This is a genomic window from Nocardia brasiliensis, assembly GCF_011801125.1.
GTDB classification, from domain to species: Bacteria; Actinomycetota; Actinomycetes; order Mycobacteriales; family Mycobacteriaceae; genus Nocardia; species Nocardia brasiliensis_C.
Map to the genome: position 1 here is coordinate 468,148 of NZ_CP046171.1, position 22,184 is coordinate 490,331.

The following is a 22,184-nucleotide window of genomic DNA, read 5'->3' on the forward strand; positions in this document are numbered from 1 at the left end:
TACATCCATGAGTTCGCAGGTAGTGGCCCTTAGGGCACTGATAGTAGTACGACTGTCCCGGTTGACTGACGAGTCCACCAGTCCGGAGCGCCAGCGCGCCGAGTGCGAAGCGCTTTGCGCTCAGCGTGGCTATGAAGTCGTCGGCGTGGCCGAAGATCTGGACGTGTCGGCGGGATCTACATCTCCGTTCGATCGTCCGCAGCTTAGCCAGTGGCTGAATGAGCCCCAGCGGTACGACGTGATCGTTTTCTATCGGGTCGACAGGTTGGTTCGGCGGATCATGCACCTTGCACGCATGATCGACTGGTCTCAGACCCACGGCGTCAACCTTGTCTCGGCGACCGAAAGCCACTTCGATCTGTCGAATCCGGTTGGTCGGGTGTTGGCGGTCATGGTGGCGTCGTTCGCGGAGATGGAGTTGGAAGCGATCAGCGAACGCAACTCGAACGCGTTCCGGCACAACGTCCGCGCGGGCAAGTGGCGCGGCGGCGTACCGCCTTGGGGCTATCTGCCGGAGCAGCAGGCCGACGGTACTTGGAAGCTGGTTCAAGACCCTGTTCAGGTGAAGGTGATTCGGGAGGTTGTCGATCGGGTGCTCTCGGGTGAGCCGATGCGGGCGATTGCACACAGCTTGACCTCTGACGGAGTCCTGACGACCAAGGATCGGTTCGCTGAGGTCCAAGGTCGGCCGGTCAGCGGCTACGAGTGGTCGCCTTCTCCGCTTAAGCGGTCTCTGTCTTCTCCAACACTGTTGGGGCAGCTCGTTACCCGCGAGATCGTGCTTGACGCGAACGGACAGCCGGTGCGAAAGAATAACGGTAAGAAGGAGTTTGGTCCCGAGACCGTTCTTCGATCTGAGGATGGCAGTCCGGTAGTTCGCGCTGAGCCGATCCTCACCAAACCCGAGTTCGATCGGCTACAGCAGGAATTGGCGAGCCGGGGGAACCGTAAGGAGCCGACGCAGCGGTCGAGTGGTCTTCTGCTGCGGGTGATCTATTGCGGGGCCTGCGGCAAGCCCGCGTACAAGTTGAAAGGCGGCAAAGGCAGGGCCGACCGATACCGTTGCGCCTCAGCGCAATACAAGGACCCCTGCGGCAATCTGACGATCACCATGGCAGAAGCCGATGAGGCAGCAACAAAGGCTCTTCTGATGATCGCGGGCGACTCGGAACGCATGGTTCGCACGTGGGAGCCGGGCGAGGATCACGCGGCCGAGCTTGCCGACGTGGACGAGCTTCTGACGGACTTGACTGGTCAGGTGGGTACCGGCCCCTACAAGCGAGGAACACCCCAGCGTGCGGCGCTGGATGCACGGATATCGGAGCTTGCGGAGCGACGTGAGGTGTTAGCGGCTATACCGTCGCGCCCATCGGGATGGACGTATCGAGGGACAGGTGAGATGTTGTCGGATTGGTGGGAGCGTCAGACGGTGATGGAACGCAACGTATTTCTACGGTCGAACAACGTCCGGGTCTGGTTCAAACGTGGCAAGGAGAACAACTCGTACGTCGACCTGGGAGATTTACGCGAGTTGACCAAGGATATGGTTCCCGGTCCGACCGTGAGCCGGACGATTTCCCGACTCGATTGGATGCGTGACCACGGAGTCGCCGGACACGTAACCAGCACCGATCCAGCGTGGCGACCCTCCGAGCCAGAGGCAGGCTACGTCTGGAAGGGCCTTGGCAACGGCGAGTGGTTCCTATGGCGTGAGGACGCGTGGGCAGCAGCGCTAGAGGAGTACGAGGCTGAAGAGAAGGCGGCCGAGCGCCGGGCCGACATTGCTTCGGACTTCCCCTATGGTGACGACTGAGACTCTCACAGAGCGAATCCCGGCCAGAGGTGGTCGCCTTGGCCGGGACGTCGGTACGGTGGCTGTGGTTGGTCGGTGTTGGGGTGAAGGGGTGGACAAGGGTTGTGACTGAGTACGTACTGTCCGCCGACGAACAAGAGCGGCTAGAGGTGCACCGCGCGGGCCACGCGAGGCAACGGTTTCCGACGTTCACACTCGCAGAGGCAGCAGCGGCGGTAGTCGAGCAAGGCGACTGGCTGGTACCGGACCTGATCGCATCTACCTCAACGCTGGTATTCGGTGAAGCCAAGATCGGTAAGTCCTGGCTGATCGCTCACCTTGTCGCGGCTCTGCTGAGCCGTGGTGAATTCCTAGGCGTCCAGGTTCCTGACGAAGAGTTCTCGGTAGGTATCTGCTACACCGACGATGCCGGACACCGCGAGTACGCGCAGCGGATCGGTACCGCTGTTGAAGGTGTCGACCATGCGGTGAAGCTGTACGGGCTACGGATCATGCAGCGTGACGACTGGGAGGCATTACACCGGGTCGTGACCGACGCCGGTCACAACGTGTTAATTATCGACAATCTGACTCAGATCCTTGATGGTTCGATCAACGACGATGACGTTATCCGGCGATGCTTCAACGGTATTCGCCGTTTCACGCAAGCCGGAATACCAGTTGTGATCGTCGGGCATTCGACCGACAAGCCAGGGCAGAACGGGAGGAAGTCCGATACGCCGTTGGGGTCGGCTGCCATCTCGCAGTCGGTTCGATGGTTGATGCAGATACGCCCAGCCAGGGGCAGGAACCTGAACGTGAAGACGTACGGCAATATCGACCACGGCCGGACGATGACGGTCCAACCGGATGATGGCGCACTGTTCACGGTCCTATCCAGCGATGAGAAAGCCGAGACCGTCAAGAAGGCACGGCAACGATCGGTAGAGACGATGGACAAAAACGCCGAGTATGCCCGATTCGTGATCGAGCAGTGTCAAGGCAAGGGTCGCAACGAAGCGGGCGATGCGTTGGCCGAGAAGTTCGGCGGAAGCGCTGGGACGTTTAAGAACTCGCTCACACGCGGACCGCTGTCGAAGCTGGTCACGCGAACCGGAACCCAGTGGCAAAGAGTGGAACGCTGACAGGTGGTCAGTGTTCCAGTCGGAGGATATTCATGCAGGTAGGAACGTTTTCGAGGTGGAACACCTTTCTATTCCGCCTCGCGAAGTAATCGCAGGTCAGACGGGGTGGAACGGTGGAACTGGAATCCCCTTATAGGTGGTTCGGTACCTCTCCACCCTTAACCCCACTCGGTTCGTTGTGTTCCTGCGACGGGAGAAATAGCAGCAGCTTTAAAATGCTGCTGCCTCACCTAGACGGTTGGAAAGAAAACCGGCCGAAGGTCGGGCTTACCTTCGGAGCCCTCCTAGGTCGAACAGTTGAAGACGGCCCTTTGTGGGGCCGTCCATCGGTAGATCAATCGGTGAACAGGTCGGGGCTTATAATTGGCCCCGACAGACCGTATTTCGACATCGGTTGAGGTCTAGGGAACTTCGTCCCGTCGACCTATCAATGTTGTAAGACGTCCGAGCGCCCGAAAGGCACCCCGAGTATGGGTTGATTGGTTCTGGTCGCCTAGGGACGAAAATAGCCCCCGTTTCGGCGGGGGCTTAACCGTGTCTACGGATTAGTTCTCGGACAGGTACCGGTACACGCTGGCGCGTGAGCAGCCGATCAGTTTCGCGATATCCGGGGCGGACATGCCCTTGGCCTTCAAGTCTCGGGCCTTCTTGGCGTCGGTGTCGGTGATGGTCCGGCGTCGACCACCTTTACGACCGTTGGCCGCCGCTGCTGCCAGTCCGGCGCGGGTTCGTTCGATCATCGTGTCTCGTTCGAGTTGAGCGAACGCAGCCATCACGGTAAGCATCGCTTTGCCCATCGGTCCGTCTGTGGTGAGTCCTTCGGTGAGGGAACGGAATCCGATACCACGGTCGGCGAGTTCCTGAATCAGCTGGAGTACGTGAACCGTGTTGCGGCCTAGCCGGTCGAGCTTCCACACCGTGAGCACGTCACCTTCGCGGAGATGATCCAGGCAAGCATCCAACTCGGGGCGTTGAGTCTTCGAGCCGGAGACGCCGTGGTCGGTGAAGATCCGTTGTGCACCTTCGGCGTTCAACGCATCGAGTTGCAGTTGCGGGTCTTGGTCGGTGGTGCTGACTCGTGCGTACCCGATGATCGCCATGATTCCCCGTTTGTCTCGTAATCCCGTCGTTCCGCCGGTTGTAAGACTAGGTAGTTATGAGACGGTTTGCAAGACAGTCGGCGGGAGTGTTTCTCGAGGACGGCCGACGAACGGCCGGACGTGAGTCTCAGTCTCATATAACGATCGTTTGTGAGACAGACCAGCCGCGTCGCTGATGCTGACGATCTGGTGTAGCGACCGCAGCGGGTCAATACCAACGTTGTCGGCCCCGCCAAAGTTAGGGGCGCACGGGAGGACGGCTCGGAGTACTGGAGCACTTCACCGTCCCGATCGAGCGGGCAATGAAGACGGCGGAGAACCAGAAACATACTGTGATCAGCAACTTCCTGCGATCCCAGAAAAACCCCTCCGTGGTGGGTGGGCTAGTGCCCCCTCGTGGTACCCGATGTCAGCTCTCAGGCAAACTGTCCAATCTCCCCCCGACCGAGGGACTTCGGAAGGATCTCGCCGGAGTAAACCCCAAGCTCGTAACCGTGGGCGTATGCCCCTCCCTGCCCCTTGGCGGCCTATCTCCAGTCATACCGGCCGATTTCACGCACAGGAGGGGGAGGGGGGTCCGTTGGTGGGCATCGGCCGCAGAGATGCGGGAGCGCGCCGTCTGGATGGCGTTGTGACCGCCCCTGAGTCGGGTCACTGCGTGTCGGCCGGATGGGCATCGTCTACGTCAGCGAGCCGTTAGTGCGTCTCTGCGGCAACGATTCATCGCACCCTGACCCGATGTCGGCAACCGTGCTGTTCGTCCGCTAGAGAGCCATCTAGGCCACCCCACCCGTATAACCCCATCCCCGGTCTCTACACCGGCTCGTTATGCGGCTCCCCGGTCCTGTACGGGTTTTGAGCTTTCGTTACCTGGGCCACAGACTTCTTGACGGCACCGGCGAAAGCCTGGTTGGTAACAGATCGATAGCCATACCGACGCCGGCTCGGGCATCACCGCAGCTCAGATCGATGCACCCGAAGTAGCTGAACCAGGCCGATCGCCTCCATCGGTTCGCGGTGCCGGGAACCACTCCGAAAATCCCCGGCACCGCTCGTACCCGAACAGTCACCCCGAAAGGGCAGAGGCGACCATCAAGGGATTCGCAGCCGGGCGCACCCCGGATGGCCTCCACCCTGGCAGGACAGCCGCTACTTCTGAGCTGTTGGCCACTGGTAGAACTGGACTGAGGTTGAATCTGCTTGAGATGGCCCGTGAGCCGTCACCGGCTGCGTTCTTGCCCTGGCGAGTCTCGTCCGTCCCTGCTGCGTCCCTGCGCCCTTGCCGCTTCCTCACGGGCAGTCTCGACCGCTCGTTCCGGCCCGTGTGCCTGCCCCAGGTTCATCAGCTTCGCGACGTGCGGCGGTATCTGAGCCAACTGGGCTTCGCGCGTCTCCCGTTGAATCCGAAGCTCGGTCAATCGCTTCTGCTCGGCCGCCTCGCGTTCCGGCGTGCTTTTCTCGGGTGTCTTCTCAGGTGATACTGGTTCGATCCTGAATTGTTTTTGAACGTCCCGTACCGCCGTCTCTGCGGCTTCACGGGCTACCCGGTCGCGTTCTGTCTCCGGCGCTTTAGGTTCCTTGGCGGTTGGTTTGACTGGTTCCCGCTGCATCAGTTGGCCGAGGGTTGGAAATTCTTTCGCCGCTTGCCTCGCGGCGGCTAATTCGGCGGCTTGCACCTGCTCGCGGTGTTGCTTCTCCTTGGCGATCCTGCGGATGTTCTCCAGCCGATGTTGAGCGCGTTCCTTACGTTCACGTAGACGCTGCTGCTCGGCACGCTCCCGCGCCCGTTCCGCTTTCTCCTTGGCCCGTTTCTGTTTCTCAAGACGTTTACCGATCGTGAGCGCTAGTCGTCGCTGTTCGCGGGTGACCTCTTGGACTTTGAATTGGTTTCCCCAACGGTCCTTCTTTTCTTGGAATTTTTCCAAAACCTCACGGTCGACCCGAGCACCTTGAACTATGGTCCAATTGATTTGATAACCCTGTTCAAGTAGGTGCTCTTCTTTTTCGAGCTGAGGCAGCGCCTTGTCTTTATCAACTCTGCCTGCCTTGTACTCGTTCCCCACGCGAAATGTTTTGCTCCCGACATCGTGAACCCGTGGGCCATCGGGCGTGACGTGCCGGACCTCCTTGTCGTAGCCTCGATCAGGGGTCTGACCTTGTAGCATGGCCATACCGTCACGGAACCGATTGCCTACGTCTCGAGAGCGTTTCCAGTATTCCCGCGCTTTGAGGTAGCCCTCACGGTCTCTAGCGTTGAGTCCTTGAAACCATTTACCGCCTACGTAGCGAGTATATTGGGCTTCTAGCCTGTCGTTCCATTCATATGCCATGGCTCCCCCTGAGCCCCCGTACCGCTTAGACGGTTATCTTTTGAGCCATTCGGCCATCGGAGGGCGACCGGCTTCTACCCACTTCTGATAGGTTTCGACGCTGTTGGAGAAAATCCCGGACAGATAGTTACCCCAACCGCGATGCACAGTCGCTGTACTCAGGTTGGCAACATCGAGGTAAGCGCCACCCCATTCATATCGGATGACGGGGCCGAAGTCCCGGTAGCGAGCGCCGCCCATGTCCTCGGCATTAAACCAACGGCCCTCGAAGTTTCTGCGGAACACTTCACCGATAAATCGGGTCAACTGATCCGCCACTTGACGGTTCTCCGCCTTGTCGACATCCTTGAAGTCCTGGAAATTATCCAGGATGAATCGCTCTACGCGGTCGAGTCCCTGAGCCGACCAAGGGTCGTCCGGCATATCCGGAACGGTTTCGTTCAGGAACGCATCCAATTGTGCGTTCATCTTCTCCGGTGCTACCCATTCGAGCCATTTCGGGTCGTGCTGGTCGCGTTCGATCTGTTCGAGTTCGGCTTTCGTGTACGGCCGGAAATCGCCCATGCTCTTACCCCTTCTGGTCATGGTCGGAACTGTTCAGTGTCTCGCTGCGCTGGTCACGGTACAAGCCGGTCACGACACAGACCTGCGGTCGCTGACCGGTACGGGCCGGTGCCCGCCCGGATACAACTTTCCGTCCTCGCGGTAGCGGCGATGCAGGAAGATCAGCAGGAACGCGGCGACAATGTACCCGGCATCCGCACGTCGCAGGGTCGACCGTGAACGCCTCACAGCACTACCGCCTGTTGGTCGGTGGCGCGGCGTTTGGCCGCCCGCAACCGTATCCACCTGATCACAGTCCATATCAGGCACATCAGCAGAGCGACCGAGAGGATTCGGGTATCGCCGTCGCTGTGACCGGTCGCGGCCATGAGCCACCACGCGAAAATGACACCGGTCAGCACCAGAACGAGGACTACCCCGAGTACACGGAGCTTCAACCGCGCTGGGGTCTCGCAGGCTTTCGTCATGAGCAATCTCCTTGTGCGCGTTGGTGGTTGGTTCGATCGGGCGTGCCCGGGTCGCGGTGCCGCTCACGCCGGGTCTTGACTGGTGGCGCTCCATCGCTGCGGGTTCAACGTCCATCGGTGATAGGTGCGCTCGGTGACGACACAGACCACGTCCATGACGCGGGTGAGTTCGTCCGGGATCACCGCGCCGTCGAAATGCGCTGCGCTGGGCACGATCACGGCGTGAGCCCTCACCCTTCGACCCGTCTCGATGAGTTCGGCTATCGGGTTCTCGGTCTTCGCGCTGAGCACTACGGTCTTGGCGAGGCTGTAACCGGAACGCTTTGCCGTAACACGTATTTGAGTTTCGTGCCATCCCTGCGCTACGCCTGACACGTCTTTGCGGAGGTAGCCGATCGCCACCGGCAGAAGGCTCACCGCTGCGCCCGATCAGTACCAGACTTGGCCCCGCCGTTGGCTGTCTTCGGGTCTGGGGCGAAGTATGCCGAGTCGTCCACTACGCGGATGCCGATGAACGGGCACAGCCCCGGCACTTTGCCGTCGTGATAGCCGATCCGCCCGGCGACCAACAGCACCAATTTCTGGCAGAACACCGAAGGGCAACGGACCTTGATCAGCACCCCGGAGCGATCCCGTTCACCGATCGTGCAATGCGAAAGCTTGATCCACGGACCTTGCCCGCAACTACAGCCACTGTCAGCCACGATGCACCGCCAACGATCGCGAATCGCGAACGCTCCCAGCACACGCACGGATCGCTTTGACCACTAGCAGTCCCGAGGGCCGGAATGTGCTGCGCGGTGGTTCGACCCAATCCCGTATCGCTTGGGCCGGTGAGGGCAACGCGACCGCCGCCCCGCACCGTGAGACGTGAACGTTGATACGCCACATCTCCGAGAACAGCCGGGTGTCGTCCTCCGGGATATCCGGCCGGACCAAGAACGTCCACCTGTTCGACCGTGGATGAGCAATGATCGGACCTACCTCACTACCCCACTGCTGGATGCGCCTGCGTACCTGCTGCCCCAGCGGCGCGGGCATCGTGACAGCACCGGTGCTACCCACCCTGAACGAGATCCAGCCGAGCGCGGGCGGGTCGATATGAGCGGGCAACCCGCACACCAGCCGGTAGTACTCACACCTGGTGAGTGCTGTGTCTCCAAAAGGTATGTGGTCCATCGTGATTCGGCCCCCTGTTGGCATCGAACGACGGTTAGGTATGCCCGGCCCCCGGTCAGTTAGGTGAGGCGGCTCGTCCGAGGGGTGAAGCCGCTTACCGGGCACCAATTCAGGTGACCACGGAACGTGTTCGTGTCAGACGACTACGCTGTTTCCAAACGCGCAGTTCCCAACTGAAAACACATGGGTGGATGTGCAGTGGACTCGGCATCGACACGATTGCTTGGGATGGAACCCGAACGGACAGGACGTGTACTCAGGCAGCTACGCCACGCGCGTGGGCTCAGCCTGCGAGACCTCGCGAGTCTGACCTTCTGCGACTACTCGCACCTGTCGAACATCGAGGCAGGCCGACGCTGGCCGAAAGATCGCGGATGGGCCGAACGCGTAGACCTCGCGCTCGACGCTGACGGAGTGCTCGTCGCAGCTTGGGATCAAGACCAACGTGACCACGCCCGCCGCAACGACACGATAAAGATGCTTGAACAAGCTCGACGCGACTCAGAGGCACTACTCGTTACTCCGGACGGCGCAGATCTCGACCAGGTACACGACGGCATCATTCACATCGCAAAGAACGCGCGCTTCGAGCCCTATGACAAGACGCTAGCTCGCGCCCTCGATATTCGCGCTGAGCTGATGCGACGTATCAGAGTGGGTGCATACAGTCCCGACGAGATACGAGACCTCTACGTCGCCCTGGGGAGGGTCTGCGGCGTCCTGTCGTACCTGACTCTCGATCTGGGGCAGGCCGATACGGCGCGGGTCCACGCTCAGGCGGCATTCCAACTCGGAGACCGTGCGAATCATGACCAGCTTCGAGCATGGGCGAGAGGGACGCAGGCCCTTGCGTTCAGGTTCACCAAGGATTTCGAACTGGCCGCATCCGCAGCTACAGATGGGTTGAAATACGTCGGCAGTTCCACCGGCACCACCGAACCGCGCCTACTCTGTGGCCTGGCCGCCTCAGTTGCCAACCTCGGGGACTCAGCGAGGGCGCTGGAACTTCTCGACACTGCCGAGCGTGCACGCGATTCGGCCGGGCCGGACGAGGTCCCGGGCCTGTTCACGTTCTCCCCCGCGAAACAGATCTACTACCGGGGCTTCTCACTGATGTGGGCCGACGACAAGCAAACGTTGGTGAAGTCTGCAAAGGCATCCGAGGACGCAATAGACGCGTGGCAGGTACAGCGCTCCCCCGGAGACGAGATGCTCAGCCAGATCTACCTTGCAACGGCGAACGCGCGTCTAGGCGATCTAGATGCCAGCATTGCGGCAGTGACGCCTGTCCTAGCCAACCCGATCAGCGCTCACTTCTCATGGGTTCGCAAGCGGCTCAACCAGCTAGACGAACTGCTCGGCAAGCACTTTTCAGACTCCGTGGTTGCGTCCGACATGCGGGAAACGTTGAGGGCGTACATCCACGCCGCGTAGCTCTGCTCGCGCGGGGAACCTGCACTCCCCTGGGGATGTAAAACTGGACGGCCGAGTACGCGATCGGCACCATCGCCGCCGCGGCGTTCGGAGCGGTCTTGTATGGCGTCGTGACCGGGGACAGCATCGTGAACGCGTTGACGCGGATCATCGATCGCGCACTCAACACGGCGGTGTAGCGAACCGAACCGGTCGGTTGAACTGTTGGGGCGCAAGTGATCTCGGCGACGACCGTGGCTCGGTCACGGTCGAGGCGGCGATCGCGCTCGCCACTGTGATCGTGGCGATCGTGCTGTGCATAGGCGCATTGCTCGCGGCGTCGGCGCAGGTGCGCTGTGTCGACGCCGCGCGCGAGGCGGCCCGGCTGGCGGCGCGCGGTGACGAGGCGAACGCCCACGCCGCCGCTCGCCGCGTCGCCCCGCCCGCCGCCGACATCTCCCTCCGCACCGAAGGGACGTACGTGATAGCCCGAGTCACCGCGCCCGCCCCTCTCCTGCCCCTACTCACCCTCCACGCCGACGCCGTCGCCACCCGCGAACCAGGTGCGGCCCAATGAGCGGGCACGGCAACTTGGTTCGTGGTCGCCGTTGCTACCCGCGAACCAGGTGCGGTCCGATGATCCGGTGTGGCCACCTTGTTCGTGGTTGCCGTGGGACCCGCGAACCAGGTGTGACCCAATGAGCGGATACGGCAACTTGGTTCGTGGTTGCTGCCGCCATCCGCGAAGCAGGTACGACCCGACGAACGGGGCACGCCAGTCGGTTCGTGGTTGCCGTCGCTACCTGCGAACCAGGTGCGGCCCAATGAACGGGCACGGCCGCCTGGTTCGGGTTGCCATGGGTATCCGCGAGCTGGAGGAGGGCCGACGGATGCGCAAGCGGACACGTGCGGTGCCGTCGCTCGTGAGCCACGCGCAGCCGGGCGAGCGAGCGAGCAAGTCTCGTGCGACGCCGCTGGTGACCTCGATACCCGCCGAACCGGGTTCGAGTCGATGAGCCGGGGCGGTCGGATCGCAGGGATATGCGCCTGCCTCGGGCGAGAGGAGAAAGGCGTGGCGACCGTGTTCGCCTGTCTGGTGTTGGCGGGTTTGGTCGCGGTGACGGTGTTGATCGCGCAGGTGGGTGTGGCAGTGGTCACCCGGCATCGGGCGCAGGCGGCCGCGGATCTCGCGGCGCTCGCGGCGGCGGCGCGTTTGGTTGAGGGGGTGGAGGTGGGGTGCGCCGAGGCGGCGGAGGTGGCCCGGCGGATGGGTGCTCGCGTGCGCGGATGCGACGTCGCCGCGTGGGATGCGACGGTGATTGTTGAACGGAATGTACCAATAGGTCTGTTAGGTGTGCGGACGGTGCGCGCGGTCGCACGAGCAGGGCCGGTTGTGAAGTGAGACAGAACTACGTGTGTGTTAGCTGTGAGAACGTTGTTGCGAGTAGCGGAAATCGGTAATTCCCCAGGCCAATTAATTTCATCAGGCACAATTCTCCGCAGGGGCGCGGATAAAGAATCAGACGAATGCGCGTGTACGCAGACGGCGATGTGGCAATAGTGTAGTTAACCTGAATTTATTCCTCTTTATTCGGCACTGGGTGGGCCCTGGTCGACGGCCCTCGCCCGGCTCTCGGGGGCGACCGTGCAGGTCAGATGGCTATCTGATCACGCATCGGGCTCGGCATCGTCACGAGGAAGGCTCGACCGCGTCACCGGACCGTGAGTTCGGCCAACACCGCGCTCAGCAGTCGCGCCGCACCGGCCTTGTCGAGGGGGTGGTTTCCGTTACCGCACTTGGGCGACTGGACGCACGACGGACACCCGGCGGCGCAGGCGCAGGCGTCGATGACGTCGAGGGTCGCGCGCAGCCAACGGTGCAGCTGCGCGAAACCTCGCTCGGCGAAGCCCGCACCACCCGGCTGGCCGTCGTAGACGAACACGGTCGGCAGGCCGGTATCGGGATGCTCGGCGATGGAGACGCCGCCGATGTCCCAGCGATCACACGTCGCGACCAGCGGCAACAGCCCGATCGCCGCGTGCTCGGCGGCATGCAGCGCACCGGGCGCCGCCGCGGGCTCGATGCCGGCGATGGTCAACAACTCCGGGCTCACCGTGTAGAGCACCGCCCTGGTCGGCAGCGTGTGCTCCGGCAGGTCGAGTTCGACCATGTCCAGGACCTCGCCCGTGACCAGGGTGCGTAGGTAGCCGATCACCTGACTGGTCACCCTGACCTTGGCCAACGCGGCCGTCACGTGACCGTGCCGGTGCTGGTCGGTGATCGCATCGATGGCGATGGAGGTGACCGAGCGGGCGCTGGTGGTCCAACCGGGTTCGGCGGCGTGGACGAACGCGACGCCGTCGTCGAGGTCGAGCTCGTCGACGACGTAGGACTCGCCTTGATGCAGATGAACGGCGCCCTGATGCAGGGTCGCCGGCGCCCGCCCCGCGTCGGCGGTGCCGAGCAGCCTGCCGGTTTCCCCGTCGACGATGGCCACCGGGCTGCCGATGCCGCCGCGCACGTCGACGGCGTCGTGCGGTTGCGTCTCCGCGGTGACGTACCAGCGCCCCCGGTCCGCGGAACCGTTCGCGACGCGGCGGCGGATCAATCCTTGCTCGGCGAGCTCGGTCAGTATTTCCCTGGCGCCGAACTCGTCCACCTCCGCGTCGGTCAGCGGTAGTTCGAGCGCGGCGCACAGCAACTGGGGACCGAGGACATACGGGTTGTGCGGGTCGGTGATGGTGGCCTCGACGGGCTTGTCCAGCAGCGCTTCCGGATGGTGCACGAGATAGGTGTCCAACGGGTCGTCCCTGGCGACGAGCACCACCAACGAACCTTGGGTGCGGCGCCCGGCTCGCCCGGCCTGCTGCCAGAACGACGCGACGGTGCCGGGAAAACCGCAGATCACCGCCGCGTCCAAGCCCGCGATGTCCACGCCGAGCTCGAGCGCGTTGGTGGTCGCCGCGCCGAGCAGCGCACCGTCGGACAGCGCCTGTTCCAGATCGCGCCGGTCCTCGGCCAGGTAGCCCGCGCGATAGGCGGCAACCCGTTCGGCCAGGCTCGGATCGACATCGAGCAGCAGCCTCCGGGCGTCCATCGCGGTGAGCTCCGCGGCGCGCCGAGAGCGGACGAAAGTGAGCGTCCGTGCGCCTTCTACCACCAGGTCGGCCATGATGCGGGCCGCCTCGGTGGTCGCGGCCCGCCGTACCGGGGCGCCGTTTTCCCCGGTCACCGCGGTGAGCAACGGTGGCTCCCACAGCGCGACGGTGCGCGGACCCTGCGGTGATCCGTCCTCGGTGACCGCGGCACAGGGCGCCCCGATCAGCCGGGCGGCGGCCGCCGCGGGCTCGGCCGTGGTCGCCGAGCACAGCACGAAGACGGGATCGGCGCCGTAGTGCGCCGCGATCCGGCGCAGCCTGCGCAGCACCAGCGCCACGTGCGAGCCGAAAACGCCCCGGTAGGCATGGCATTCGTCGACGACGACGTAGCGCAGCCTGCGCAGCACCCTGGCCCAGCGCTGATGCGAGCGCAGGATGCCGACGTGCAGCATGTCGGGATTGGTGAACACCCAGCGGGCGTTCGCCCGGACCCACTGCCTGATCTCGGCCGGCGTATCGCCGTCATAGGTCGCGGGATGGATATCGCGGAGCGGCCCGTCGTGGGTCAGCGTGCCGACGGCGCGCAGCTGGTCCGCGCCGAGTGCCTTGGTCGGGGCGAGGTAAAGGGCGGTGGCCCGTGGATCTTGCCGCAGTGTGGTCAGAACCGGCAGCTGGTAGCCCAGCGATTTGCCGGATGCTGTCCCGGTGCTGACGACCACGTGCGCGCCGCCGAAGGCGAGATCCGCGGTGCGGGTCTGATGACTCCACGGCGTGTCGATGCCCGTGTCGCGTAATGCGGCGACGACCTCGGGCGATGCCCAATCGGGCCAGGTGGTGACGGCCGCGGCACGCGCCGGGAGCTCGACCGCGTGGGTCAATCGGGAGTCCGAATCGCCCCCCGCGATCAGGACACGATTCAGCAACGATGTCCCGTAGCTGAGGCTCTCGTACCGGCTCGTTCGGGCGATAGGGGGTGTCGGATTCATGCGGCGTGCGCCACGAGACGCGAGGAAAGTGTGAAACGTGTGCGGGTAGGAACCCTCACCTGCCATTTCGATACCCAATAGCGACCTGGGTCACAGGCTGTTTGCCATACGTCGACTCGGTTATCGGGAGGCAAACGAACCTGAAGTCTGGATTCTGGCATTGTGTCCCTCACCTGCGCATTCGCAAGATCAACTTTTTTGCAAATTGTCGGTAACTCGACTGTTGAATTGCTCGAAGACATGGTTCACTGGTTCCTGGTCGCAAGCTTCTGTGTTCGAGGGACGGATCCAAAGTCCAAACCGTCAGCAGGATCGATGTTGCGAACGGTGTGCTTGGTGCTTTCCTGCAGGGGGAACCAACAGTACAGCGGTCGGAACGGACCCGGTGGACGAACCCAGTTGTCCGCCGTTCCGGTAAGAAAAGAGAAGGAACAGAATGGCACAGGGAACTGTGAAGTGGTTCAACGCGGAGAAGGGGTTCGGCTTCATCGCGCCCGAGGACGGCTCCGCTGACGTCTTCGTCCACTACTCCGAAATTCAGGGGTCGGGCTTCCGTACCCTCGAAGAGAACCAGAAGGTCGAGTTCGAGGTCGGCCAGGGCACCAAGGGCCCGCAGGCCACCGGAGTTCGCGCGCTCAGCTGAGCGACGCAATCCAACACTCGTCCCTCACCGCCGGTAACGGAGGTGGGGGACGAGCTATATCCGGGGTAGGGCACCACCCGCCGAGCTGGGGCGAAGTACCTTGTCAACACGCCGTGGCGTAGCCGCAGCGAAAAGACAGGCATACTGATTCGCAGTGACGCGCGTACGCTCTGTGGTTCAAGTTGCAAGTACTCGGCCGCACGTGGCGTCAAGGTATAAACGTGTCTGGTGGCGACGCCCAGCCGTCGTCGTCGCTTGCCCCAAACCCGTGTAAGCGCTGCAAGCGCCCCACGCGGGTCGACAGGAAAGGTGTATTCGCCGGTGGCAACACGAGACCGCGGTGCAGCCGACCAGGGCCGTCCCCTGCGTCGTCTCGTGATCGTCGAGTCCCCTACCAAAGCCCGAAAGATCGCGCCCTATCTCGGCCGGAACTACACGGTCGAGGCGTCGGTGGGCCATATTCGAGACCTACCGCGCGGTGCCGCGGACGTGCCCGCCAAGTACAAGGGCGAGTCCTGGGCGCGGCTCGGGGTGGACGTCGACCATGACTTCGAGGCCATCTATGTGGTGAGCCCCGATAAGAAGGCCAAGGTCGCGGAGCTGAAGAGCCTGCTCAAGGACGCCGACGAGCTCTATCTCGCCACCGACCCCGACCGCGAGGGCGAGGCCATCGCCTGGCACCTGCTGGAAACGCTGAAGCCCAAGGTCCCGGTCCGGCGCATGGTGTTCCACGAGATCACCGAACCCGCCATCCAGGCCGCCGCCGCGGACACCCGAGACCTCGACAACGACCTGGTCGACGCGCAGGAGACCCGCCGCATCCTGGACCGGCTCTACGGCTACGAAGTGAGCCCGGTGCTGTGGAAGAAGGTCATGCCGAAGCTGTCGGCGGGCCGGGTGCAGTCCGTCGCCACCAGGGTGATCGTGCAGCGCGAACGCGAGCGGATGGCGTTCCGCTCGGCCGAGTACTGGGACATCGCGGCGAAGCTCGACGCGGGCCCCGGTGAGGACGGCGACACCAGCAACCCGCGGACCTTCGGTGCGCGCCTGGTGAGCGTCGCCGGTGCGCGCGTCGCGACCGGTCGTGACTTCAACTCCGACGGCCAGCTGAAGTCCGCCTCCGGTGTCGTCGTGCTCGACGAGGCGCACGCGCGCCGCCTGGCCCAGGCGCTCGACGGCGTCGACATGGTCGTCTCCTCCGCCGAGGCCAAGCCGTACACCCGCAAGCCGTATCCGCCGTTCATGACCTCGACGCTGCAGCAGGAGGCGGGGCGCAAGCTGCGCTTCAACTCCGAGCGCACGATGCGGGTCGCGCAGCGGCTCTACGAAAACGGCTACATCACCTATATGCGTACCGACTCGACCACGCTGTCGGAGTCGGCGATCGCCGCGGCGCGCTCGCAGGCGACGCAGCTGTACGGCTCCGAATACGTGCATCCGACCCCGCGGCAGTACACCCGCAAGGTGAAGAACGCGCAGGAGGCACACGAGGCGATCCGCCCGGCGGGCGACACCTTCGCCACCCCGGGACAGCTGCACGCGCGCCTGGACAACGACGAGTTCCGGCTCTACGAGATGATCTGGCAGCGCACGGTCGCCTCGCAGATGGCCGATGCCAGGGGCACCACCCTGACGCTGCGCATCACCGGCGTCGCGGGCACCGGCGAGGAGTGTGTGTTCTCCGCGTCCGGTCGCACCATCACCTTCGCGGGCTTCCTGAAGGCCTACGTGGAGAGCGTGGACGAGGAGGCCGGCGGTCAGTCCGACGACGCCGAATCCCGGCTGCCCGCGCTCAGCGAGGGCCAGGGTGTGACGGCGGTCGAACTGAATCCCGATGGGCACAGCACGAATCCGCCCGCTCGATACACCGAGGCGTCGCTGATCAAGACGCTCGAAGAGCTGGGCATCGGCCGTCCGTCGACGTACTCCTCGATCATCAAGACCATCCTGGACCGCGGCTATGTGTACAAGCGCGGTAGCGCGCTGGTGCCGTCGTGGGTGGCCTTCGCCGTAATCGGTTTGCTGGAAGAGCATTTCGGCCGATTGGTCGACTTCGACTTCACCGCGGGCATGGAGGACGACCTCGATGCCATCGCGGGCGGTCGGGAACAGCGCGGCAGCTGGTTGTCCAACTTCTACTTCGGTGGTGACACCGGTGTGGAGGGTTCGGTTGCGCGCTCCGGCGGTCTGAAGAAGATGGTCGGCGAGCGCCTCGACGACATCGACGCGCGAGAAGTCAACTCTATCAAGCTGTTTGCCGATGAGGCGGGGCGTGACGTCGTGGTCCGGGTCGGCCGTTACGGGCCGTATCTGGAGCGGATGATCCCGAATCCCGATGACCCCGAAGGTGATTCGGTGTCACAACGGGCCAACCTGCCCGACGATCTGCCGCCGGACGAGCTGACTCCCGAGGTCGCCGAGAAGCTGTTCGCGACGCCGCAGGAAGGTCGCTCGCTTGGCATCGATCCGGTGACCGGGCACGAAATCGTCGCCAAGGAAGGACGTTTCGGTCCGTATGTGACCGAGGTGCTGCCCGAGCCCGCTGCGGACGAAACCGCGGCGCCCGCGAAGAAGACCGCGAAGAAGGCGGCCGCGCCCAAGCCGCGCACCGGATCGCTGTTCAAGTCCATGGACCTGGCCACCGTCACGCTCGACGACGCGCTCAAGCTGTTGTCGTTGCCGCGCGTGGTCGGCACCGACCCCGCCACCGGTGACGAGATCACCGCGCAGAACGGTCGATACGGCCCATACCTGAAGAAGGGCACCGACTCTCGCTCGCTCACCAGTGAGGACCAGATCTTCGATGTGACCCTCGAGGAGGCACTCAAGATCTATGCCGAGCCCAAACGCCGTGGGCGGCAAGCCTCGGCGGCGGCACCGCTGCGTGAGCTCGGCACCGACTCGGCCTCCGGTAAGCCGATGGTGATCAAGGACGGGCGCTTCGGCCCGTACGTCACCGACGGCGAGACCAACGCCACCCTGCGCAAGGGCGACGAGATCGAGTCGATCACCGCCGAGCGTGCGATGGAGTTGCTCGCCGACCGACGCGCGCGCGGACCTGTGAAGAAGGCGGCCAAGAAGTCGGCCGCGAAGAAGGCGCCTGCGAAGAAGACCGCGGCCAAGAAGACGGCGGTCAAGTCGACGACCACCAAGACGGTCGCCAAGAAGTCCGCCGCGAAGAAGGCGGCGACCAAGAAGACCGGCGTCGGGAATTCCTGAGTTCGCGGGTCGGATACTGGGCTGTAGTACGGTCTCGAGTGCACGACCCGCGAAAGGACGTACCCGTGGCCGATCAAGAACGCGAAGACCTGATCAGCATGCTCGCCGACCAGCGAGACCTGTTCCGGATCACCCTGCGCGGCATCGACGACGAGCAGGCGCGCAAGCGCACCACCGTCAGCGAACTGACCCTCGGCGGCCTGCTGCACCACCTGATCAGCTGTGAGCGGCACTGGGTCACGGTGCTGGTCGAACGGGACGAGAACGCCGCGATCGACCCCGCGCGGTTCGAGGGCGAGTACGTGATGGCCGAGGGCGAGACCGTCGCGGGCCTGCTCGCCGAGTGGGACGAGGTCGCGGCCGCCACGGCGGAGCTGATCCGCACGGTGGACAGCCTGGACACCTCGGTGCCGACGCCGACCGCGCCGTGGACACCCGAACGGGTCTGGTGGACCGTCCGCTACACGCTGCTGCACATCCTGCGGGAGATCGCGCACCACAGCGGGCACGCCGACATCATCCGCGAGGAACTCGACGGCGCGAACAGCACCTATTCCCGCTGAACCGCTATCCGCCCAGCACCCTGAGGAATTCGCGCATCCACGCCGGGTGATCCGGCCAGGCGCGACCGGTCACGATGTTCTCGTCGACGTAGGCCTCGCTATCGACGAACTTCGCGCCCGCCGCCTCGATATCCGGTGCCAGCGCCGGATACGCGCTGCACGAGCGTCCGGTCAAAACGCCTGCGGCGGCGAGGATCAGGGGCCCGTGACAGAGCGCGGCGATGGGTTTGCCCGCCTCCGCGAAGTGCCGGACCACTCGCTGACACTCCGGGTTGTTGCGCAGATACTCCGGCGCCCGGCCACCCGGCAGCACCAGCGCGTGGTAGCCGGCGGGGTCGACATCGGCGAACGCGACATCGGCCGGCCAACTGTGCCCTGGCTTCTCGGTGTATGTGTCGAATCCGTCGACGAAGTCGTGCACCACGAACTGGAGCTGCTTCACGGCCGGGGCCGCGATGTCCACCTCGTGGCCTGCTTCGAGCAGACGCTGATACGGGTACATGACCTCGAGGTCTTCGGCCGCATCGCCGGTGATCAAGAGAATTCGCACGGTGATCGCACCTCCCCCTCGAGGATCCGCCCCGGGTGGTCCGGGGGTCAATAGGGGAGGCGAACAGTGTCGGTGGGGGCGGCTAGGGTGTACGGCGTGGCAGGTGTCTTCGATCGGTTGGTCGGCCAGGATGCGGTCGAGTCCGAGCTGACGGCTGCCGCGATCGCGGCCCGCGCCGACGTGGTCGAGGGCGCGATGACGCACTCATGGCTGTTCACCGGCCCACCCGGATCGGGCAGATCCGTTGCGGCACTGTGCTTTGCGGCCGCGTTGCAGTGCACCGATCCCGGTTCGCCCGGCTGCGGCCGCTGCCACGCCTGCACGACGACGATGGCGGGCACCCACGGTGACGTGCGCCGCGTCATCCCCGAGGGGCTCAGCATCAGCACCAAAGAGATGCGCGAGATCGTGCAGGTCGCCTCGCGCAGGCCGAGCACCGGCCGCTGGCAGGTCGTCGTCATCGAAGACGCGGATCGGTTGACCGAGGCCGCGGGCAACGTCCTGCTGAAGGTGGTCGAAGAGCCGCCGGACCGCACGGTATTCCTGCTGTGCGCGCCGACCGTCGACCCCGAAGACATCTCGATCACCCTGCGCTCGCGCTGCAGGCACGTGCACCTGGTGACACCGTCGGTGCCCGCCATCGCGCAGGTGCTGCGTGAACGCGACAACCTCGACGAGAAGACCGCCAACTGGGCGGCCTCGATCAGCGGCGGCCACGTCGGCCGCGCCCGTCGCCTCGCCACCGACGGCGAGGCGCGCGCCCGTCGCCAACGCGCCCTGGCCCTGGTCGCCGCCGCCGCGAAACCCGGCGCCGCCTACGCCGCCGCCGACGAACTGGTCAAGGCCGCCGACGACGAAGCCAAACAGATGAGCGCCACCCGCGACGACCGGGAACGCGAAGAACTCGCGACCGCCCTCGGCGCGGGCGGCACCGGCAAGGGCGCGGCCGGCGCCACCCGCGGTTCCGCGGGCGTGCTGAAAGATCTGGAACGCCGCCAGAAGTCCCGCGCCACCCGCACCGGCCGCGACGCCCTCGACCGCGCCCTCATCGACGTGGCAGGCGTCTACCGCGACGCCCTTGCCGTCCGCTTCGGCGCCGCCCGCAACGGCTCCGGCGTGGCCCTCACCCACCCCGACATGTCCGACCAGATCCACGACCTGGCCCGGCGAGTCCGTCCCGAGGGTTTGCTGCGCTCCATCGACGCCGTCCTGGCCTGCCGCGAAGCCCTCGACCTCAACGTCAAACCCCGCTTCGCCCTGGCCGCCCTAGCCGCCGCCCTCATGGCCGCCCAAACCTCCTGACCCCTCGTCATCCGTCCCGATGACCACCCGTTTTCGCGATCCACCCCCGAAGACGATAGACTCGCCACGCCGAAAGGCACGCCGCCTTAGCTCAGTCGGTAGAGCGCTTCACTCGTAATGAAAAGGTCGGGGGTTCGATTCCCCCAGGCGGCTCCATAAACTTTCTCGTCGACCGGGCTTGGTCGCCTACGATTGCGGCGCGTCTCTCCTGAGCATCGAGCGGCCGGATCTCCCCGAGTACATGACGTGGGGTGAGCTGCAGTGTCTTCCTGAAGAGATCGCCGAGCAGGTCGAGCTGGGGGACGGTCGCGTGGGGTGGGTGCGGCGGGGGCCCGGCGAGCACCAGACCTTTGCGCGGCGGTTGACGAACTCTCTCGGACATTGCTCGCGGAAGGCCATGGCGGACAGTTCGGAGCGTTGCCGGGTGGTCAACTTCGAGACCGATGTCTTCCGGGGGTCCAGCGGCAAGTCGGACTTCCTGACGCCGGACTTCCTCGTTGCTTGAAATCGGCGTATCAGGATGTTCGTGGTGCCGACACCTTGCTTGTCGGCGAAGTGCTGTCGCCCTCCAATACGCAGACGGACATGGAGGCGAAGAAGGGACGGTCCCCTCCGTCATACGTGCGAACGGCTCGTACGCCTGCGGGTGGACCCGTAGCGGCCCACCCCGGCGATACGCGGCAACTCGCGGGATACGGGCCAGTTCTCATGCCCCGCAAGCGAAGCGACCTCAGGGCTGGGTGGCCAGTTGGGTGGGGTGGAGGATAAAGGTGGGGTCGATCTGGGTGAGGAGGTCGGGGCCGGCCCAGGCGTTGGCGTTGCGGATGTGGAAGTCGACGGCTTGCTGCTGGTAGGTGGCCCAGTCGCGGGTGCGGGCGTCGAGGGCGGAGCGGAGGGTGGCCAGGGCCGTGCGGTTGTCGGGCTCGAGGTCGGTGATGGGGCGGATGTCGCCGCGTTCGGCGGCGCGGACGTGTGCGGAACGGCCGGTCCAGCAGAGCAGGTTCTCGCCGACGTGTTCGCGGAGGAAGGCGAGGTCGTCGGCGTCGCAGATCTTGTTGCCGACGACGGCGATGTGGATGCCGAAATCCTTGGCGTAGTTGAGGTATTGGCGGTAGACGCCGACGCTGCGCAGGGTCGGTTCGCACACCAGCGCGGTCAGATCGAAGCGGGTGAACAGGCCGGAGGCGAACGAGTCGGCGCCCGCGGTCATGTCGACGACGACGTACTCGCCGGCTCCGTCGACCATGTGGTTGAGCAGCAGCTCGGCCGCGCCGACCTTAGAGTGGTAGCAGGCGACGCCGAGGTCTTCGTCGCTGAACGGCCCGGTCACCATCAGTCGGGCGCCGCCGACATCGCGCATGCACGCGGCGTAGATCGGGTTCTCCTCGACGACGCGCAGCAGCCGCGAGCCCGATCCCGGCGGGGTGGTCTTGATCATCGCGTCGGCGGACGGGATTCGCGGGTTGTCTCCGCGCAGGTAGTCCTTGATCAGCGGCAGGTGCGCGCCGAGGGTCGGCAGGGTCAGTGATTCTTCTTCACCGGCGCCGAGCGCGGCCGCCAGATGCTGGTTGATGTCGGCGTCGATCGCCAGGGTGGGCAACCCGAGCTCGACCAGATGCCGGATGAACAGCGAAGACAGGGTCGTCTTGCCGCTGCCACCCTTGCCGACGAAGGCGATCTTCACCGCCACACTCCTCTCGTGTTGGTAACGACATTCATATTCGTGCTGGCGGCGACAATGTACTCGACCGGCGGGTGTGCGCGGCGCGATGGTGTGCTCGAGGAGTCGAAAGTTGGTGCCCCGCACCGGTTTCGCTGACGACACGCAGGCG

Annotated in this window: 19 protein-coding genes, 1 tRNA gene and 1 pseudogene; 12 read left to right on the forward strand and 9 right to left on the reverse strand. The window is 64.4% G+C overall.

Translation table 11 applies throughout. From position 1 onward, the window contains the following. The first annotated feature begins 7 nt into the window (after window positions 1-7). Both F5X71_RS02180 and F5X71_RS02185 read left to right on the forward strand, forming a co-directional pair. Entirely contained in the window at window positions 8-1,813 is a 1,806-nt protein-coding gene (locus tag F5X71_RS02180) for a recombinase family protein (RefSeq protein ID WP_167460426.1), read from the forward strand. Between the two features lie 104 nt (window positions 1,814-1,917). After that, entirely contained in the window at window positions 1,918-2,937 is a 1,020-nt protein-coding gene (locus F5X71_RS02185; RefSeq protein WP_167460427.1) for an AAA family ATPase, read from the forward strand. A 545-nt stretch (window positions 2,938-3,482) separates the two neighbouring features. Here F5X71_RS02185 and F5X71_RS02190 read toward each other — a convergent pair. The 6 genes from F5X71_RS02190 to F5X71_RS02215 all read right to left on the reverse strand — a co-directional run bounded on the left by F5X71_RS02190 (window position 3,483) and on the right by F5X71_RS02215 (window position 8,018). Beyond that, window positions 3,483-4,037 (reverse strand): recombinase family protein, encoded by a 555-nt coding sequence (locus F5X71_RS02190; RefSeq protein ID WP_167460428.1) that lies wholly within the window; start codon window positions 4,035-4,037, stop codon window positions 3,483-3,485. Between the two features lie 1,220 nt (window positions 4,038-5,257). Continuing rightward, window positions 5,258-6,208: a hypothetical protein gene (locus F5X71_RS02195; RefSeq protein ID WP_167460429.1), complete on the reverse strand. Its 951-nt coding sequence runs from the start codon at window positions 6,206-6,208 to the stop codon at window positions 5,258-5,260. Between the two features lie 192 nt (window positions 6,209-6,400). Continuing rightward, on the reverse strand, window positions 6,401-6,931 hold the full coding sequence (locus F5X71_RS02200; RefSeq protein WP_167460430.1) for a hypothetical protein: 531 nt from the start codon (window positions 6,929-6,931) through the stop codon (window positions 6,401-6,403). Between the two features lie 224 nt (window positions 6,932-7,155). Further along, entirely contained in the window at window positions 7,156-7,398 is a 243-nt protein-coding gene (locus tag F5X71_RS02205; RefSeq protein ID WP_167460431.1) for a hypothetical protein, read from the reverse strand. 63 nt (window positions 7,399-7,461) lie between these two features. Next, on the reverse strand, window positions 7,462-7,800 hold the full coding sequence (locus tag F5X71_RS02210; RefSeq protein ID WP_238815684.1) for a hypothetical protein: 339 nt from the start codon (window positions 7,798-7,800) through the stop codon (window positions 7,462-7,464). A gap of 11 nt (window positions 7,801-7,811) precedes the next feature. Next, window positions 7,812-8,018, reverse strand: a complete 207-nt coding sequence (locus tag F5X71_RS02215; protein WP_167460433.1) for a hypothetical protein — start codon at window positions 8,016-8,018, stop codon at window positions 7,812-7,814. Between the two features lie 787 nt (window positions 8,019-8,805). Here F5X71_RS02215 and F5X71_RS02220 point away from each other — a divergent pair. The 4 genes and pseudogenes from F5X71_RS02220 (at window position 8,806) to F5X71_RS02235 (ending at window position 11,392) form a co-directional block, all read left to right on the forward strand. Beyond that, entirely contained in the window at window positions 8,806-10,011 is a 1,206-nt protein-coding gene (locus F5X71_RS02220) for a helix-turn-helix domain-containing protein (protein WP_167460434.1), read from the forward strand. Between the two features lie 47 nt (window positions 10,012-10,058). Further along, window positions 10,059-10,190: pseudogene (locus tag F5X71_RS02225) on the forward strand (DUF4244 domain-containing protein); the annotation flags it as partial. Window positions 10,191-10,207: 17 nt separating this feature from the next. Beyond that, window positions 10,208-10,567 carry a TadE family type IV pilus minor pilin gene (locus F5X71_RS02230; protein WP_167460435.1) on the forward strand — a complete coding sequence of 120 codons (360 nt, stop codon included), beginning with the start codon at window positions 10,208-10,210 and terminating at the stop codon, window positions 10,565-10,567. A 435-nt stretch (window positions 10,568-11,002) separates the two neighbouring features. Further along, window positions 11,003-11,392: an Rv3654c family TadE-like protein gene (locus tag F5X71_RS02235; protein ID WP_167460436.1), complete on the forward strand. Its 390-nt coding sequence runs from the start codon at window positions 11,003-11,005 to the stop codon at window positions 11,390-11,392. Window positions 11,393-11,702: 310 nt separating this feature from the next. Here F5X71_RS02235 and F5X71_RS02240 read toward each other — a convergent pair whose 3' ends face one another. Continuing rightward, complete coding sequence (locus F5X71_RS02240; protein ID WP_167460437.1) at window positions 11,703-14,075, reverse strand: DEAD/DEAH box helicase; 2,373 nt, start codon at window positions 14,073-14,075, stop codon at window positions 11,703-11,705. A 436-nt stretch (window positions 14,076-14,511) separates the two neighbouring features. Between F5X71_RS02240 and F5X71_RS02245 the strand changes: the two genes are divergently transcribed. The 3 genes from F5X71_RS02245 (at window position 14,512) to F5X71_RS02255 (ending at window position 18,500) form a co-directional block, all read left to right on the forward strand. Beyond that, a complete protein-coding gene (locus F5X71_RS02245) occupies window positions 14,512-14,718 on the forward strand; it encodes a cold-shock protein (RefSeq protein WP_011206895.1) in 207 nt (68 codons plus the stop codon). A gap of 321 nt (window positions 14,719-15,039) precedes the next feature. Beyond that, complete coding sequence (gene topA / locus F5X71_RS02250; RefSeq protein ID WP_167460438.1) at window positions 15,040-17,937, forward strand: type I DNA topoisomerase; 2,898 nt, start codon at window positions 15,040-15,042, stop codon at window positions 17,935-17,937. 98 nt (window positions 17,938-18,035) lie between these two features. Further along, the gene (locus F5X71_RS02255) at window positions 18,036-18,500 is read left to right on the forward strand and encodes a DUF664 domain-containing protein (protein ID WP_167466140.1); all 465 of its coding nucleotides are present in this window, start codon (window positions 18,036-18,038) and stop codon (window positions 18,498-18,500) included. A 4-nt stretch (window positions 18,501-18,504) separates the two neighbouring features. Here the strand turns inward: F5X71_RS02255 and F5X71_RS02260 are convergent, their stop codons facing one another. Then, window positions 18,505-19,050, reverse strand: coding sequence for a DJ-1/PfpI family protein (locus F5X71_RS02260; protein WP_203218257.1), 546 nt, complete (start codon window positions 19,048-19,050; stop codon window positions 18,505-18,507). Between the two features lie 96 nt (window positions 19,051-19,146). Here F5X71_RS02260 and F5X71_RS02265 point away from each other — a divergent pair, with 96 nt between their 5' ends. From F5X71_RS02265 to F5X71_RS02275, 3 genes are all read left to right on the forward strand, one after another. Continuing rightward, window positions 19,147-20,352 (forward strand): DNA polymerase III subunit delta', encoded by a 1,206-nt coding sequence (locus tag F5X71_RS02265; protein WP_167460439.1) that lies wholly within the window; start codon window positions 19,147-19,149, stop codon window positions 20,350-20,352. 80 nt (window positions 20,353-20,432) lie between these two features. Continuing rightward, window positions 20,433-20,508: transfer RNA gene (locus F5X71_RS02270), tRNA-Thr, on the forward strand. A 22-nt stretch (window positions 20,509-20,530) separates the two neighbouring features. Then, the gene (locus F5X71_RS02275) at window positions 20,531-20,857 is read left to right on the forward strand and encodes a hypothetical protein (RefSeq protein ID WP_174817001.1); all 327 of its coding nucleotides are present in this window, start codon (window positions 20,531-20,533) and stop codon (window positions 20,855-20,857) included. A gap of 225 nt (window positions 20,858-21,082) precedes the next feature. Here the strand turns inward: F5X71_RS02275 and F5X71_RS02280 are convergent, their stop codons facing one another. Then, window positions 21,083-22,036, reverse strand: coding sequence for an ATP-binding protein (locus tag F5X71_RS02280; RefSeq protein WP_167460440.1), 954 nt, complete (start codon window positions 22,034-22,036; stop codon window positions 21,083-21,085). Window positions 22,037-22,184: the final 148 nt, after the last annotated feature.

Bases quoted from the DNA above. Each gene is read 5' to 3' on its own strand.
- F5X71_RS02180 (WP_167460426.1), top strand. From the start codon at position 8: ATGAGTTCGCAGGTAGTGGCCCTTAGGGCACTGATAGTAGTACGACTG.
- F5X71_RS02190 (WP_167460428.1), bottom strand. From the start codon at position 4,037: ATGGCGATCATCGGGTACGCACGAGTCAGCACCACCGACCAAGACCCG.
- F5X71_RS02195 (WP_167460429.1), bottom strand. From the start codon at position 6,208: ATGGCCATGCTACAAGGTCAGACCCCTGATCGAGGCTACGACAAGGAG.
- F5X71_RS02200 (WP_167460430.1), bottom strand. From the start codon at position 6,931: ATGGGCGATTTCCGGCCGTACACGAAAGCCGAACTCGAACAGATCGAA.
- F5X71_RS02205 (WP_167460431.1), bottom strand. From the start codon at position 7,398: ATGACGAAAGCCTGCGAGACCCCAGCGCGGTTGAAGCTCCGTGTACTC.
- F5X71_RS02220 (WP_167460434.1), top strand. From the start codon at position 8,806: ATGGAACCCGAACGGACAGGACGTGTACTCAGGCAGCTACGCCACGCG.
- F5X71_RS02235 (WP_167460436.1), top strand. From the start codon at position 11,003: ATGAGCCGGGGCGGTCGGATCGCAGGGATATGCGCCTGCCTCGGGCGA.
- F5X71_RS02240 (WP_167460437.1), bottom strand. From the start codon at position 14,075: ATGAATCCGACACCCCCTATCGCCCGAACGAGCCGGTACGAGAGCCTC.
- F5X71_RS02245 (WP_011206895.1), top strand. From the start codon at position 14,512: ATGGCACAGGGAACTGTGAAGTGGTTCAACGCGGAGAAGGGGTTCGGC.
- F5X71_RS02255 (WP_167466140.1), top strand. From the start codon at position 18,036: ATGCTCGCCGACCAGCGAGACCTGTTCCGGATCACCCTGCGCGGCATC.